General features: G+C 61.5%; 18 protein-coding genes. 7 read left to right on the top strand and 11 right to left on the bottom strand.

The genetic code is table 11. The features are described 5' to 3' along the window. Nucleotides 1-25 precede the first annotated feature (25 nt). Nucleotides 26-1,831 (bottom strand): translation elongation factor 4, encoded by a 1,806-nt coding sequence (gene lepA / locus B8784_RS18185; protein WP_084399299.1) that lies wholly within the window; start codon nucleotides 1,829-1,831, stop codon nucleotides 26-28. 107 nt (nucleotides 1,832-1,938) lie between these two features. On the opposite strand from lepA, the gene B8784_RS18180 reads away from it, so the two are divergent. Next, nucleotides 1,939-3,051, top strand: a complete 1,113-nt coding sequence (locus B8784_RS18180; protein WP_084399298.1) for an aromatic ring-hydroxylating oxygenase subunit alpha — start codon at nucleotides 1,939-1,941, stop codon at nucleotides 3,049-3,051. Here B8784_RS18180 and B8784_RS18175 read toward each other — a convergent pair. Next, on the bottom strand, nucleotides 3,020-3,769 hold the full coding sequence (locus B8784_RS18175; RefSeq protein ID WP_084399297.1) for a DUF1428 domain-containing protein: 750 nt from the start codon (nucleotides 3,767-3,769) through the stop codon (nucleotides 3,020-3,022). The two genes, B8784_RS18180 and B8784_RS18175, sit on opposite strands and share 32 nt — an antisense overlap. A 20-nt stretch (nucleotides 3,770-3,789) precedes the next feature. Next, the gene (locus B8784_RS18170) at nucleotides 3,790-4,470 is read right to left on the bottom strand and encodes a glutathione S-transferase family protein (protein ID WP_084399296.1); all 681 of its coding nucleotides are present in this window, start codon (nucleotides 4,468-4,470) and stop codon (nucleotides 3,790-3,792) included. A gap of 55 nt (nucleotides 4,471-4,525) precedes the next feature. On the opposite strand from B8784_RS18170, the gene B8784_RS18165 reads away from it, so the two are divergent. The 3 genes from B8784_RS18165 (at nucleotide 4,526) to B8784_RS18155 (ending at nucleotide 6,336) form a co-directional block, all read left to right on the top strand. Continuing rightward, nucleotides 4,526-4,972, top strand: coding sequence for a MarR family winged helix-turn-helix transcriptional regulator (locus B8784_RS18165; RefSeq protein WP_407646494.1), 447 nt, complete (start codon nucleotides 4,526-4,528; stop codon nucleotides 4,970-4,972). Nucleotides 4,973-5,075: 103 nt separating this feature from the next. Continuing rightward, nucleotides 5,076-5,705, top strand: coding sequence for a MarC family protein (locus tag B8784_RS18160; protein ID WP_084399295.1), 630 nt, complete (start codon nucleotides 5,076-5,078; stop codon nucleotides 5,703-5,705). 13 nt (nucleotides 5,706-5,718) lie between these two features. Further along, nucleotides 5,719-6,336, top strand: a complete 618-nt coding sequence (locus B8784_RS18155) for a glutathione S-transferase family protein (protein ID WP_084399294.1) — start codon at nucleotides 5,719-5,721, stop codon at nucleotides 6,334-6,336. A gap of 21 nt (nucleotides 6,337-6,357) precedes the next feature. Here the strand turns inward: B8784_RS18155 and B8784_RS18150 are convergent, their stop codons facing one another. Then, entirely contained in the window at nucleotides 6,358-7,236 is an 879-nt protein-coding gene (locus B8784_RS18150; protein WP_084399293.1) for a 3-hydroxybutyryl-CoA dehydrogenase, read from the bottom strand. A 220-nt stretch (nucleotides 7,237-7,456) separates the two neighbouring features. Between B8784_RS18150 and B8784_RS18145 the strand changes: the two genes are divergently transcribed. Continuing rightward, nucleotides 7,457-8,209, top strand: a complete 753-nt coding sequence (locus B8784_RS18145) for an SIR2 family NAD-dependent protein deacylase (protein ID WP_233356230.1) — start codon at nucleotides 7,457-7,459, stop codon at nucleotides 8,207-8,209. A gap of 57 nt (nucleotides 8,210-8,266) precedes the next feature. Here the strand turns inward: B8784_RS18145 and B8784_RS18140 are convergent, their stop codons facing one another. The 3 genes from B8784_RS18140 to B8784_RS18130 all read right to left on the bottom strand — a co-directional run bounded on the left by B8784_RS18140 (nucleotide 8,267) and on the right by B8784_RS18130 (nucleotide 10,341). Further along, complete coding sequence (locus tag B8784_RS18140) at nucleotides 8,267-9,196, bottom strand: electron transfer flavoprotein subunit alpha/FixB family protein (RefSeq protein ID WP_084399292.1); 930 nt, start codon at nucleotides 9,194-9,196, stop codon at nucleotides 8,267-8,269. Next, nucleotides 9,196-9,942 (bottom strand): electron transfer flavoprotein subunit beta/FixA family protein, encoded by a 747-nt coding sequence (locus tag B8784_RS18135; RefSeq protein ID WP_084399291.1) that lies wholly within the window; start codon nucleotides 9,940-9,942, stop codon nucleotides 9,196-9,198. Before B8784_RS18135 ends, B8784_RS18140 begins: the two co-directional genes overlap by 1 nt. A gap of 138 nt (nucleotides 9,943-10,080) precedes the next feature. After that, nucleotides 10,081-10,341 carry a DUF3297 family protein gene (locus B8784_RS18130; protein ID WP_084399290.1) on the bottom strand — a complete coding sequence of 87 codons (261 nt, stop codon included), beginning with the start codon at nucleotides 10,339-10,341 and terminating at the stop codon, nucleotides 10,081-10,083. Nucleotides 10,342-10,531: 190 nt separating this feature from the next. Between B8784_RS18130 and B8784_RS18125 the strand changes: the two genes are divergently transcribed. After that, the gene (locus B8784_RS18125) at nucleotides 10,532-11,689 is read left to right on the top strand and encodes an Acg family FMN-binding oxidoreductase (protein ID WP_084399289.1); all 1,158 of its coding nucleotides are present in this window, start codon (nucleotides 10,532-10,534) and stop codon (nucleotides 11,687-11,689) included. Here the strand turns inward: B8784_RS18125 and B8784_RS18120 are convergent. Genes B8784_RS18120 through B8784_RS18110 form a run of 3 tightly spaced genes read right to left on the bottom strand, consistent with a single transcriptional unit; the run spans nucleotide 11,674 to nucleotide 12,919 of the window. Further along, a complete protein-coding gene (locus B8784_RS18120) occupies nucleotides 11,674-12,090 on the bottom strand; it encodes a hypothetical protein (RefSeq protein ID WP_084399288.1) in 417 nt (138 codons plus the stop codon). The genes B8784_RS18125 and B8784_RS18120 overlap by 16 nt on opposite strands. Further along, complete coding sequence (locus B8784_RS18115) at nucleotides 12,091-12,672, bottom strand: cob(I)yrinic acid a,c-diamide adenosyltransferase (protein ID WP_084399287.1); 582 nt, start codon at nucleotides 12,670-12,672, stop codon at nucleotides 12,091-12,093. 40 nt (nucleotides 12,673-12,712) lie between these two features. Beyond that, on the bottom strand, nucleotides 12,713-12,919 hold the full coding sequence (locus tag B8784_RS18110) for a twin transmembrane helix small protein (protein ID WP_084399286.1): 207 nt from the start codon (nucleotides 12,917-12,919) through the stop codon (nucleotides 12,713-12,715). 796 nt (nucleotides 12,920-13,715) lie between these two features. Here B8784_RS18110 and rpoH point away from each other — a divergent pair. Then, nucleotides 13,716-14,603 (top strand): RNA polymerase sigma factor RpoH, encoded by an 888-nt coding sequence (rpoH, locus tag B8784_RS18105; RefSeq protein ID WP_084399285.1) that lies wholly within the window; start codon nucleotides 13,716-13,718, stop codon nucleotides 14,601-14,603. A gap of 3 nt (nucleotides 14,604-14,606) precedes the next feature. Here rpoH and B8784_RS22100 read toward each other — a convergent pair whose 3' ends face one another. Continuing rightward, a complete protein-coding gene (locus B8784_RS22100; RefSeq protein ID WP_267889998.1) occupies nucleotides 14,607-14,741 on the bottom strand; it encodes a hypothetical protein in 135 nt (44 codons plus the stop codon). Nucleotides 14,742-14,808 lie beyond the last annotated feature (67 nt).

The following is a 14,808-nucleotide window of genomic DNA, read 5'->3' as shown; positions in this document are numbered from 1 at the left end:
CTAGCAGATCTCGCTTAATATGGGATCAATCGTCATCCATGCGCAGAGCAGCGACGAAGGCTTCCTGCGGGATCTCGACCTTGCCGAACTGGCGCATGCGCTGCTTGCCGGCTTTCTGCTTTTCCAGAAGCTTGCGTTTGCGCGTCGCGTCGCCGCCATAGCACTTGGAGGTCACATCCTTGCGCAGGGCCGAAATGGTTTCGCGTGCGATGACGCGGCCCCCGATGGCAGCCTGGATCGGGATCTTGAACATCTGGCGGGGGATGAGATCCTTCAGCCGCTCGCACATCTGGCGGCCCCGGCCTTCGGCACGGTCGCGGTGGACCAGCATGGAAAGCGCATCGACGGGTTCGTCATTCACCAGGATCGACATCTTCACGAGGTCGCCGGCGCGGTGTCCGATGATCTCATAGTCGAAGCTCGCATAGCCCTTGGAGATGGATTTCAGACGGTCATAGAAGTCGAAGACGATCTCGTTGAGCGGCAGCTCATACTTACACATGGCCCGGCCGCCGACATAGGAGAGCTCCTTCTGGATGCCGCGCCGGTCCTGGCAGAGCTGCAGGATGGAGCCGAGATACTCATCCGGCGTGTAGATCGTCGCGGTGATCCAGGGTTCGCGGATCTCGGCGATCTTGACCACGTCCGGCATGTCGGCCGGATTGTGAAGTTCCGTTTCGGAACCGTCTGTCATGGTCATCTCGTAGACGACCGACGGGGCCGTCGCGATGAGGTCCAGGTCGAATTCGCGCGACAGGCGTTCCTGAATGATCTCAAGGTGAAGCAGGCCAAGGAAGCCGCAGCGGAAGCCCATGCCGAGCGCGGCAGAGGTCTCCATCTCCCAGGTGAAGGAGGCGTCGTTCAGGCGCAGCTTGCTCATGGCGTTGCGCAGGTCGTCAAAGTCGCCGGCATCGACGGGGAAGAGCCCGCAGAAAACCATGGGCACGACTTCCTTATAGCCCGGAAGCGGGGTGTCGGTCGGCTTCTTCTCGTCGGTGATCGTGTCGCCGACGGCGGTTTCGGCCACTTCCTTGATCGAGGCCGTCAGGAAGCCGACTTCGCCGGGGCCGAGCTCTTCGACATCGGTGGGCTTCGGGCCGAAAATGCCGACCTTGTCGACCTCATAGGTCGATTTCGCCCGCATCATGCGGATCTTCTGCTTCTTGCGCAGGACGCCGTCGACAATACGCACGATGACGACGACGCCGAGATAGGGATCGTAATAGGCGTCGATCAGGGACGCCTTGAGCGGTTTGTCCGGGTCGCCCTCCGGCGGCGGGGGCAGGCGGTGGACGATGGCTTCGAGCACGTCCTCGGTGCCGATATTGTTCTTCGCCGAAATCTCGATCGCGTCGGAAGCGTCGAGGCCGATAATGTCCTCGATCTGCTCCTTCACGCGCTCCGGATCGGCTGCCGGCAGGTCGATCTTGTTGAGCACGGGCACGATCTCGTGGTCCTGCTCGATGGCCTGGTAGACATTGGCGAGCGTCTGCGCCTCGACGCCCTGGCTGGCATCCACGACCAGCAGCGAGCCTTCGCAGGCCGCGAGACAGCGCGAGACTTCATAGGAGAAGTCGACATGGCCTGGCGTGTCCATCAGGTTCAGGATGTAGGTCTCGCCATCCTTCGCGGTGTATTTCAGCCGCACCGTCTGGGCCTTGATGGTGATGCCGCGCTCCTGCTCGATATCCATGGAATCGAGCACCTGCTCGCGCATCTCACGGTCGGTGAGCCCGCCCGTGACCTGGATCAGCCGGTCAGCGAGGGTGGACTTGCCGTGGTCAATGTGCGCCACGATGGAGAAATTGCGGATCTTGTCACGGGATATCATGACTGCGGCATATAGCGGGGCTTGAGGCTTCCGACTAGCGGCGACATGCTGTCAGAGCGATACTGAAGGCTATCTGAGGGGCGGCGAGTGGTATAAAGGACAGCGCGATGGCCGACACAGAGACACTCATCGACGCCAAGACAGAGAGCCAGCCGGGCATGACCGCTGAAGGCTGGCTGACCGATAACTGGTATCTCGCCTGTCCCTCGTCTGAGCTGAAGACAGGCGGGCTGAAGCACTTCATCATGCTGGACCAGCCGATTGTCGTGGGCCGCACAGAGGCGGGCGAGGCGTTCGCGCTGCGGGATATCTGCCCGCACCGGCTCGTGCCGCTCTCGGCGGGCAAGATCAAGGATACAGAAGGCGAGCCGACGGTTGAGTGCCCCTATCATGGCTGGCGCTTCGGCACTGACGGAGTCTGCCGCCACATGCCGTCCGTGCTGGAAGAGCAGCCCTATGAGGCGAGCCGCTTCAAGGTGCGCCGCTATCCGGTGCATGAGGCCAATGGCCTGATCTTCGTCTTTATCGCGGACGATCCGCGCCTTCATGGCGAGCCGGACCTGCCTCCGCCGGATTTCGGGCCACTGCCCGCAAAGCCGAAATTCATCATCGCCGAAGAGTTCAATGCGCATATGGACGATGCTGTCGTCGGCCTGATGGACCCGGCGCATGTCGCCTTCGTGCATTCGCAATGGTGGTGGCGCCCGCCGAGCGCGGGGCTGAAGCTGAAGGAAAAGCCCTTCGTGCCGCGTGAGCGCGGCTGGGCGATTGATCGTCACCAGCCTTCCTCGAATTCGCTTGCCTACAAGGCGGTGTTTGGCGGGAAGGTGACGACCGAGATCATCTTCCAGCTGCCGGGCTATCGCTGGGAAATCGTCGAGAACGAGAAAGCGCGGCTGCTGACGCTGACCTGTCTGACGCCGGTCTACAAGAAGAAGACGCGGATCACGCAGGTGACCTGGTTTACCGGCGCCCCACTGCTCAACCTTGCCATCCCGGTCTTCAAGCCGGCCGCACGGAAATTCCTGCGCCAGGATGGCGATATCGTCGATCTCCAGAACGAGGGTATGAAGTATCAGAAGGCGATGATCTGGATCGACGACATCGACGTGCAGGCCAAATGGTACCGCACGCTGAAGAAGGAGTGGGCCGCCTCGCGCACCGAGGAGCGCCCCTTCGAGAACCCGATCAAGCCGGTGACGCTCCGCTGGCGGAGCTGACCTTTGCGAAGAGGTTCACAACCGGCGTGAAGCCGCCAAAGATCATGCGCGCCCCATCGGCAGGCATCGTGATTTCCGCCATGCGCGGGTCTTCCATGATTTTCGGCCAGGCCTCGTCATTCACGGCCTTTGACGGCCACTCGATCCAGCCGAACGACACCGTTTCGTCTTCTTTCGCCTGCACAGCGCCCTGAAAGTCGGTGACCTTTCCAACAGGCACGTCGACACCCCAGGCATCCATCAGGCGGAGAGCGCCATGGTCCTTGAAGACCTCAGCCATTTTCTTCGTGAATTCGGTGAAGGCGGCCTTGTTCGCTGTGGGAACCGCAAAGACGGAGCCGCTCACATAGGGGTCCGCATGCCCGATACCGATATCGGAGATCGCTTCAAAACCGCCATAGATCATGCGCTGGCCGTCAAACGGCATTTCCGGCATGTCCGCCATGCGCGGATCGCTCATCATCTTTTCATAGGCGCCGTCGCGGACCGTTTTGGACGGATATTCGAGCCAGGAGAACACGACCTTCTCACCGGGCTTTGCTTTGACGGCGCGGCGCATGTCGGTGATCTTGCCGTCCTCGACATGATCTTCCCAGCACTCGACATGGCGGGTAACGCCGAACTCCTCAAACAGCGGAAAAGCCGCCGAGGCATGTGCGATGAAGTCCGCCTTGCGGTCTTCAGGAACGGCGAGGATAAAGCCTTCAATATATGTCATGGCAGGTCCTTTCAGGGCGCTCAGGCGGGGAAGGTCTCAGGCGCTGGCGCGGTGAGGTCTGCCAGTTGCGCGTCCAGCGCGCGTTGGAAGGCGGGCCGGGCAAGGCAGCGTTTGAGATAGGCGTCGAGATTGGGGAACTCCGCGAGTGGCAGATAACGGTCCAGCTCTCGCAGAACGGTGGCCATCGCGATATCGGCGACGGTGAACTGGCCGGTGAGGTACTCCTTGTCGCCGAGTGCGCCCGAGACAGGTGCCAGTCGTCGGCGCATGAAATCTTCGGCCCCGGGCTGTCGCAGTCTGGCCCACTCTTCGTCTGCATACATCACATTGATGAAAAACAGCTCGAACACGAAGGATTCCACGCTGTTGAGGGCCGCAAACAGCCAGCTCTGTGTGGCGGCCCGGCCTGCTGCTGTCTTCGGCATCAGGATGTCACTCTTCTCGGCGAGGTGAAGCAGGATGGCCCCAGACTCGAAGACCACAATTCCGTTATCCGCCAGGGTGGGGACCTGCCCGAACGGCTGTTTCAGGAAATAACTCTCCGGGCGTGCTTCGCCGGCATTCAGAAGATGCGTGCGGTAAGACAGGCCAGCTTCTTCCATCGCCCAGCGCGGCCGGAGATCGCGGACCATGCCACGGGCCATGTCGGGAACCCAGTTGAAGGCGAAAAGCTCAAGCGTAGCACTCTGATCCAGCGGCATGAGGAGGCCTGTATGATTGCCTTGACTAAATATGTTGATATCAACATAAATGGAGATGTCAATGACGAATCAGCTCCCCTACGAAACCACCCTCCATGTTCGCGACCATTGCCTATGTCTTGCTGCGCAGCGGGCCGCGCGTGCGCTGGCGCGCCGGTTTGACGAGGCGTTCCGCCCGCTTGGGCTTACCAGCGGACAATTCTCGCTCCTCATGTCCCTGAACCGGCCGGAGCCGCCGCCGATGAGCGCCGTTGCGAGCCTTCTTGCCATGGACCGTACGACGCTGACGGCCAATCTCAAACCGCTTCAGCGGCGCGGCCTGGTCGAGGTGAGGCCCAGTCCTGCCGACCGGCGCAGCCGCTTGCTGGTGCTGACCGATGAGGGCGGCGCGCTGCTCGTCAGGGCGGCCCCGATATGGGAAGCCGAGCACGCGAAGATCGACGAGAGCCTGGAAGCGTGTTCGCCCGATTTGTTACGGGAAGGTCTCAGCGAGCTTTCATAGTCTGATTATCGCTGCGTTTGCCCGCGTCAGAGCCTTGTATTTTCAACCGCCAAGGCGATTTGCGGTAGAGTTCCACCAGACAGACAAGGCCTGACCGCGCCGGATGACGCATAATTTGCTCGAACAATTCATTTTGCTCTGGGTCGTGATCGATCCGATCGGGACGATTCCGGTCTTCATTGCGGTCGTTGCGGGTATCGACCGGTCGCGACACTGGAAGGTTGCGGTTCAGGCCGCCTTTACGGCGACGCTCGTGCTGCTCTTCTTTCTGGTGGCGGGCCAGTTTCTCATCAATGCGCTGGGCATCAGCCTTCCGGCCTTCCAGATTGCCGGCGGCATCGTCCTGATGCTGTTTGCGCTGACCATGATCTTTGGCGATTCCAAGCCGGAGTCGGAGACGCTGGGCTTTTCAGGTGAGAACAGCGGCGGGTCTGTGGCGGTCTTTCCACTGGCCATGCCGTCCCTGGCGTCGCCGGGGGCCATCCTCGCCATTGTCGTTCTGACCGATAATAATCGCTTCAGTCTCGAGCAGCAGGCGGTGACCGCCGGGATCATGCTGGTCGTGATGCTGTGCGCACTCGCCCTGATGTTTTGCGCGTCGCCGATCCTCAGGGTGATCCGCCCGGCCGGCGCCGCGCTGGTGAGCCGGATCATGGGGATGATCCTGGCCGCCGTGGCGGTCAATACGGTCATCCTGGCAGTGATCGAGCTGATCCGCACGACGGAAATCTAGGAGGAATCGCCTGATGGAACTCTATGGCATGCCGCACTGGGGCTCCGATATCGTCGAGTACCAGCTCGCCCTCTATGGCATCGACTATGACTTTATCCCGACCGGGGACCTGTTCGACGATGTCGGGGCGGAGGATGCGCTGCGGCAGGTGAACCCGCTGCGCCAGATTCCGACCTTGATCCTCGATGACGGCACCGTGATGACGGAAAGCGCCGCGATCACGCTGCTGCTTGCAGACCTCACGGGTCGCGATGATCTTGTGCCGCCGGCTGGCGCGCCGGAGCGGGCGCACTTCCTGCGCTGGCTCATCTTCATCGTCGCGAACATCTATCCGACCTACACCTATGTGGATTTGCCCTCGCGTTTCGTGCCCGTCGAAGGCGCGCAGGAATCCTTCGTCCACGCTGTTCACGGTTATGCGCATCGTCTCTACGGGGACCTTGAATCCGCCGCGGAAGGGCCATGGTTCCTGGGAGAGCGCTACTCGGCGCTGGATATCTACGTGGCCGTGATCACGCGCTGGACGCCCCGACGAGCCTGGCATCTCGAGAACAGTCCGGCCCTTACGAAGATTGCCGAGGCGGTCGAGCGGTTGCCTGTGCTGTCGGACCTTGTTGCGCGGCCGGGTTGAGGCGCCGGGCAGCCAGACTGCCTAGCGCGTCGGGACGGGGGTTTCGCTGCGATAGTCGTAGAAGCCGCGCTTGGCCTTGCGGCCGAGCCAGCCGGCCTCGACATATTTAACCAGAAGCGGGCAGGGCCGGTATTTCGTATCCGCCAGCCCGTCATGCAGGACCTGCATGATGGAGAGACAGGTATCGAGACCGATGAAGTCGGCCAGCTGCAGCGGGCCCATCGGGTGGTTCGCGCCGAGCCGCATCGCCGTGTCGATGCTTTCCACTGTGCCGACGCCCTCGTAAAGCGCATAAACGGCCTCGTTGATCATCGGCACCAGAACGCGGTTCACGATGAAGGCGGGATAGTCCTCGGCATTGGTCGTCGTCTTGTCGAGCGACTTGGCGACCCCGACGGCCATTTCATAGGTTTCCTGGTCGGTCGCGAGCCCGCGGATCACTTCCACCAGTTTCATCAGCGGCACGGGGTTCATGAAGTGCAGACCGATGAACTTCTCCGGTCGGTCCGTCGTGGCGGCCAGGCGCGTAATCGAGATCGAGGAGGTGTTGGTGGCCAGATAGGCATGCTCCGGCACCACTTCGCAGAGCGACTTGAAAATGGATTCCTTGATCTCGCGCTGTTCGGTGGCCGCTTCGATGGCGAGATCCACGCCGCCAAAGGGTTCAAGCGAGGTGTTCGGCGCAATGCGCTTGATGGCCGTCGACATGTCTTCCGGCGAGATCAGCGAGCGGGAGACCTGGCGCGACATGTTCGCCTCGATCATCTCCATGCCCTTGTCGAGCGCCTCGTCCGATATGTCGTTCAGCCTGACATCATAGCCTGCGAGGGCGCAGACATGCGCAATGCCGTTTCCCATCTGGCCGGCGCCGACAATGCCGACGGTCTTGATATTGCTCATACTGCCCTCCGACAGGCCGAACTCTGTACAATCCGTAAGGAGCTAAATTGATTGTGCGGTGCGTCAAAGATCAAGTCTTGTCAACAGACGCACATAAAGACAACAGGCCCTTGTTGCCCTGCGGGCACATCTGCCTCACCGCCTTTTTTACGGTCAGTAAGCTGAGAGCGATTGTGACGGGTGTCTGGATGCTTTTCCTGACCTCGTATAAGGATCAGGCATGAGCAATGCACAAGAACTGGCGCGGATGATCCACCTGGCCGAACGGGTTGTCATCTTTACCGGCGCTGGAATTTCGACCGAAAGCGGCATTCCCGACTTCCGCAGCCCCGGCGGGGTGTGGAGCAAGATGCAGCCGATCTATTTCCAGGACTTCGTGGCTTCGCGCGATGCCCGCCGCGAAGCGTGGACCCGCGTCTTCAACGGCGCGGCCGGCTGGGTCGGCGCGCATCCGAATGCTGGCCATTACGCGATTGCCGAGCTGGTGAAACAGGGCAAGGTGAGCGCGGTCATTACGCAGAATGTCGATAATCTTCACCAGGATGCCGGCGTGCCGGACCATCAGGTGATCGAGCTGCATGGCAATGCGTCTTACGCCAAATGCCTCGATTGCGGCATGCGCCACGAACTGGAAGAACTTCGCGCGCCCTGGGAGGCGGGTGAGGAGATTGTCTGCGTGAACTGCGCAGGGCTCCTGAAAACCGCGACCATCTCCTTCGGCCAGGCCATGCCGGAAGCGGAGATGGAGCGGGCCAGTGCGGAAGCCGAGGCGTCCGACCTGTTTATCGTGCTGGGTTCCTCGCTGGTGGTCTATCCGGCTGCCGGCATTCCCGTGCTCGCGCGGCGGGCCGGCTCGAAACTGGTCATCGTCAACCGTGAAGCCACTGACCTCGACCCTTATGCCCATATGGTGCTGAACACCGAGATCGGCGCCCTGATGGGCGATGTCATGGATGAGCTGAAGGTGATGTAGAAAAGCCCCGGACCTTTTCGGGCCCGGGGCTCTTTCGAAATCGCGTTTGGGCCGGCCCTAGAGCGCGTCTGTGAGCTCCGGCACGGCATTAAAGAGGTCGGCGACCAGGCCGTAATCGGCAACCTGGAAGATCGGGGCCTCTTCATCCTTGTTGATCGCCACGATGACCTTGGAGTCCTTCATGCCGGCAAGGTGCTGGATGGCACCGGAAATGCCGATGGCGAAGTAGACTTCCGGGGCGACGATCTTGCCGGTCTGACCGACCTGATAGTCGTTCGGCGCATAGCCGGCATCGACAGCAGCCCGTGAGGCACCGACAGCGGCGCCGAGCTTGTCGGCCAGCGGCACGATGAGCCGGTCGAACTCTTCCTTCGAACCGAGCGCACGGCCACCGGAGACGACCCGCTTGGCCGACGTCAGTTCCGGGCGGTCGGACTGGACGATCTTTTCTTCGACGAAAGCCGACTTGAACGGGCCGGCCGGGGCGTCGATCGTCTCGACGGAGGCAGAACCGCCTTCACCGGCGGCATCGAAGGAGGTGCCGCGAACGGTCACGACCTTCTTCGCGTCGGACGACTTCACCGTCATGATGGCGTTACCGGCATAGATCGGGCGCTCGAACGTATCTGTGCCCTCAATGCCGGAAATGTCGGAGATCTGCATGACGTCGAGCTTGGCAGCGACGCGGGGCATGCAGTTCTTGCCCATGGTGGTGGCCGGCGCGAAAACCGCGTCATAACCATCCATCAGCGGCACGATCAGCGCTTCCATCGCTTCGGCGAGCTGCTTTTCGTAAGCCTCGCCTTCGGCATGCAGCACCTTGCGGACGCCATCGATCTTGCCGGCGGCTTCAGCCACCGCACCGGCGTCCTTGCCGGCGACCAGCACGTCGATGTCGCCACCGAAGGCCTGGGCCGCAGTGACGGTCTTGTGGGTCGCATCGAAGAGCGACTCATTGTCGTGATCGGCAATAACCAGAACAGCCATTAGAGTGCTCCTTTCGATTTCAGCTTGGACACGAGCTCGGCGACGTCCTCGACCTTTTCACCGGCTTCGCGCTGCGGCGGCTCGGTGACCTTGACCACGCTGAGGCGCGCGGCGGTTTCGACGCCATAATCGCCCGGGGCCTTTTCATCGATCGGCTTCTTCTTCGCCTTCATGATGTTCGGCAGGGACGCATAGCGCGGCTCGTTGAGGCGCAGGTCGGTGGTGACGATGGCCGGGGTTTCCAGGGCAAGCGTCTGCAGACCGCCATCGATTTCGCGGGTGACAGTGGCCTTGCCGTCTTCCAGAACGACTTCGGACGCAAAGGTGGCTTGCGGCCAGTCGAGCAGGGCGGCCAGCATCTGGCCGGTCTGGTTGGAGTCGTCATCAATGGCCTGCTTGCCGAGGATGACGAGATTCGGGCTCTCTTCCTCGACGACGCCTTTCAGGATCTTGGCGACGGCGAGCGGCTCGACCGTGTCGTCGGTCTTGACCAGGATGCCGCGGTCGGCGCCCATGGCGAGCGCGGTGCGAAGCGTTTCCTGGGCTTGCTGCGGGCCGATCGAGACGACCACGATTTCTTCCACGGCGCCTTTTTCCTTCAGGCGCACGGCCTCCTCGACGGAGATCTCGTCGAAGGGGTTCATGGACATCTTCACATTGGCGAGGTCCACGCCGCTTTCATCGGATTTGACGCGGACTTTGACGTTATAATCGATCACCCGCTTAACGGGCACGAGCACCTTCATAGGCTGGCTCCTATACTTAAATGATCCTGAAGTCTTGCGATCACCTAAAGAACACGCGGACAACAATCAAGCTTGTCGCTAACGTAAAGGTCAATTCGTCGCGATAGTTCCCTATCGCGAAAAACAGGGCCCACGGTCTCAGGCGTTCTTGTCTTCGACGTCCTCGAACCAGACCTCGACCGGGCCCTTCAGGGTCAGCGTCAGCGGGTTGCCCTTACGGTCGAGCGACTTGCCGGCTACGACCTTGATCCAGCCTTCCGACAGGCAGTATTCGACGACATTGGTGCGCTCCTGACCCTTGAAGCGTACGCCGACGCCGCGCGAAATCAGCGCTTCATCATAATAGGAGCTGCGCGGGTCGAGGCTCAGGCGATCGGGGGGTGTATCTGTTTCACTCATACGCCGTGATTTGCCCTGACAGGCGGGAATTCTCAAGAGGCAAGCGCTGCCCGGTCTCATGGAGCTGTCCGCTCAGCCTGTCGATATGAGGCGCTTGCCGCAGGGGCAGTCTCCTGCCGCGCCCGATTCCAGCTTGACAGCGAGGCGTTGAGCCGCCGGAATCCAGGGTGAGAAAGCCGGATGGAGGGCGATGATAACGCGACGCGGACTTCTGATGACGGGCGGGGCGGCCATTCTGGTCGCCGGCGGCGGCGCGGCGGCCTGGCTGACCACACGCAGCATCGACCCGGTTCGCGAGCCCTGGCGGGCTGCTGCGAAAGGTGGCTTCGGCGACCCGCGTCTCAATGCCGTGGCCTATGCGATCCTCGCGCCCAGCGCGCACAACCGGCAGCCCTGGTGGGTCGAATTGCGCGGCGAAGACAAGCTTGTTCTCTATTGCGATCTCATCCGCCGCCTGCCTGAAGCCGACCCTTATGACCGCCAGACCGTGATCGGGCTTGGAGCCTTCCTCGAATTGCTTGGCATGGCGGCGGCCGAACAGGGCTACAAGGCCGAGGTGACTTCCTTCCCCGACGGTGAGCCAGCCCCGCAGCTCGATGGCCGGCCCATCGCAGAGGTCATCTTCACCGAAGCGCCGAAGGTGAAAACCGCCCCGCTTTTCGACGACCTGCTGGACCGTCGGACAAACCGTGCCGTGTTCGCGCAGGACAAGCCGGTCACAAGCGGGACCATGGATGAGGTCGCGGCGCTGAGCGGTGTGGGCGGCCTGTTCGGCCACAGCAACGATCCCGCCCAGGTGGACCGCCTGAAGGCGCTCTGCCGGGAAGCCTGGGAGATTGAGTGCAACGTCCAGCGCACTTTGGATGAAAGCACCGCCCTGACCCGCATCGGTGCGGCGGCCATTCGTGAAAACCCCGATGGCATTTCAGTCCATGGGCCGATGATCGAACTCTACAAGGCCGCCGGCTTCCTCTCGAAGAAGGCCATGGCCGAAAAGGGCTCGACGGCGCATCAGCAGACAATCAGCTATTATAACAACCTGATCGACAGCGCGATGGCCTTTGGCTGGCTGGTTTCGCCCGGTAATAGCCGGGTCGATCAGCTGGATGCCGGCGCACACTGGGTGCGTCTCAACATGGCGGCCAATCATCTCGGTGTCGCCTTCCAGCCCTTGAGCCAGGCGCTTGAGGAATTCCCGGAAATGGAAGAGCCTTTCGAGCAGGCCCATACCGAGCTTGGCGTGTCGGCGCCGCAGCAGCTGCAGGGCCTGTTCAGGCTCGGCTATGCCAAGCGACCGGCGCCATCGCCGCGCTGGGCGATGGAGTCGCGTATTCAGGTCTTGCGGTAATAGACCGACCGGTTCGAGGGCGCTGTGCCATCGGGCAGGTAGACGGTCTGGACGATGCGCATGGTCTCGTCATCGATCAGTGTCCGGATCGCCTGCATCAGCTTCTCGCCCTTGAGGTAGGCGGTGGAGTTCAGCTCGCTCGGGCTTTCCGCTGTGATGGCGAAACTGTCGACAAGGTCGGTGCCGTTGAAGGGCACGGCCTCGCCATCCGGCTTGCCGCGGAAGCTCGCCTCATGGGCGGTGCCGGCCTGGTCGGTCCAGGCCATGTCGAAGACGAGTTCGTCGCCGTCTTCGCGGATGACATAGCTGCCGCTGGCCGGGGGCTCGCCCTGCCCGTAATTGCAGGAGCCCGGATCGAGCTGCCAGTGGCCGAGAAAGCGATTGTAAGGGGTATCTGCCAACTACTTGTCCTGACGGTTCGCGCCGGGAACCCATTTCACATCGTTCGCGCCATTTCCATTGGCCGCCCGGCCGGCGACGAAGAGCCAGTCCGACAGCCGGTTGATGAAGGCGAGCGCAGCGGTGCTGACCGTTTCGCCGTCCATGTGCGACAGGCGCGCCACGTCGCGTTCGGCCCGGCGGCAGATGGTGCGTGCGACATGCAGCCGGGTCGCCAGCGCCGAACCGCCCGGCAGGATGAAGCTGTCGAGGGCGGGGATGTCCTTGTTCATGGCGTCAATCTCGGCCTCGAGGCGGTCGACCTGGGCGGTGACGATGCGCAGCGGTTCCCAGCCGAGATCCTTGCCGCGGTCCGGCGTGGCGAGATCGGCGCCGAGGTCGAACAGGTCGTTCTGGATGCGGAAAAGGCTGGCCGCCATCTCGCCGTCGGCCTCGAGGGCGGCGACGCCCAGCGCGGCGTTCGTCTCGTCGACGCTGCCATAGGCGATGACACGCGGGTGCCACTTGTCGACGGGCTCGCCGGTCGCCAGGCGCGTTTTCCCGCCATCGCCGGTTTTCGTATAGATCTTGTTGAGCTTCACCATGAAGGGGCGCTCCTTTTCTGTGGCCTTGTGGCGCGTTTCCCTATCCGCCAAAGGCGCCGACGGCAAAACCAAGCGCACAGAGCAGGGCAATGGCAATCGCCTGAACCAGAACGCGCATCCGCATCAGCTTGTTGGAACGGCTGGCCTGGTTGGGATCGGTCCGCGTCAGGTTGACGAGGCCAGCGATCAGCACGCCGACAAGGACGACGAGTGCGGCATAGAATGCAATTGTGAGAATGTGGGCCATGCTGATCCCTTCGTGACGGTTTATCCCTACTTAGGCGGCTGCGGCGCGGAAGTCATGCGCTGGATGATGTGCTGCCTCGACGCAGGGCCGCGAGAGGCCCGTTAGATAACGATAATTTCACTTCGTCTTCCATTGCGGACGGCTCCGGGAAGGCGTATTTTGCAAGTATTGGGACATGGCGTCCCGATGCTGAGGAGCGTAAGTCAATCGCTCCATTTTGAAGGCACAACGCGATGAATTCGCAAACTGCTAAACCGACACCGAAACCGGCCGCCAAACCTGCTGCCAAGCCAGGTAAGCCATCGATCCCCGGCAAGCCGAAGGGCAAGTAATTCAGCAGGCTGGCGCCTGAGAGACCCGGATGCCGCCCCCGCATCCGGGTCTCACTCGTTACTGGAGGACATATTTTTTCAAAAAGCGGGGCGTTTCATGTATCTGCGTTTCTTTTGCTTCGGACCCGAAACAAGAATTTGAGCTTTACTTGATGTAAAGGCTGTTTCAGACCTGCTGTGCAGGTAGCCGCATCGCCAGTGATGAGCCCGGATCCTTTTTGACAGCGTGTCATTAGGGGATTGTCCGGACATCGTGTCGCGGGACGGTCTTTTTGCGGAGTATTCAAGCCAGATTGCCCTTTTTTCGCGGCATTCGGGGCTTATTTATGCGGATGCGTGATAATTCAGATGCGCGATTGGGGGAAAGACGCCGCCGATGATCGGGGCTAATACTTTCTCCATAACCGATACGGAACTGATGCCTGCTTTACGGGTCAGTCTCTGTAGACAGGGAGAAAAGGTCCATGGCCAAGACAGCAACAATTGCTCTCAGCCCGGAGCAGGGTCTGAGCCGGTATCTCACGGAGATCCGGAAATTTCCCATGCTCGAAAAAGAACAGGAATTCATGCTCGCCAAGCGCTGGCAGGAGCATGAGGATACCGATGCCGCCGAGCAGATGGTGACATCGCATCTTCGCCTCGTCGCGAAGATCGCGATGGGGTATCGCGGCTATGGCCTGCCCATGGCCGAAGTGATTTCTGAAGGCAATGTCGGCCTGATGCAGGCCGTCAAGAAGTTCGATCCGGACAAGGGTTTCCGGCTCGCGACCTATGCCATGTGGTGGATCCGTGCCGCGATCCAGGAATATATCCTGCGCTCGTGGAGTCTGGTGAAGCTCGGTACGACAGCGGCCCAGAAGAAGCTCTTCTTCAACCTCCGCCGTATCAAGGGCGAGATCAGCGCGCTGGAAAATGGCGACCTCAATCCCGATCAGGTCAGGGAAATCGCCGAACGGCTGAACGTGTCCGAGAAGGACGTGCTCAGCATGAATGGCCGGATGAGCGGTTCGGACGCCTCGCTCAACGCCCCGATGGGCGCGGAAGGCGATATGGAGTGGCAGGACTGGCTGACCGATGACGAGCCCGGCCAGGCTGAGAGCTATGCCAACCGGCAGGAGTTCGACTCGCGCATGGAGCTTCTCCAGGAAGCCATGGCGGACCTCTCCGAGCGGGAGCAGCATATCCTGCAGGAACGCCGCCTGACGGATGAGCCGAAGACGCTGGAAGAGCTTTCCGAGGTCTACAACGTCTCGCGCGAACGTATCCGCCAGATCGAGGTGCGCGCCTTCGAGAAGATCCAGAAGGCCATGAAGCGCATGGCGAAGGAACAGGGCTTGCCGGCTGGGGCGTGAGGCCTACTCCGCTGAAACAGTTTTATCATTCGGGTCGTGGGCCGGCGGATCGAGAAAATCCGGAGGCCGCACGCCCATGATGGCGGCTGCCGTCAGCGAGGCGACATCGCCCGTATCGGCGGTCACGGCAACCAGCACGCCGCCACTCTAAAGAGCATGCCGATTTCCACGATGAAGCCGGGCTAGAGCCGCAGCAAGCACTATT

This window comes from Henriciella aquimarina, from assembly GCF_002088975.1.
Taxonomy (GTDB): Bacteria; Pseudomonadota; Alphaproteobacteria; order Caulobacterales; family Hyphomonadaceae; genus Henriciella; species Henriciella aquimarina.
The sequence above is the reverse complement of the archived record's forward strand: the minus strand, read 5'-3'. Positions and strand labels throughout refer to the sequence as shown.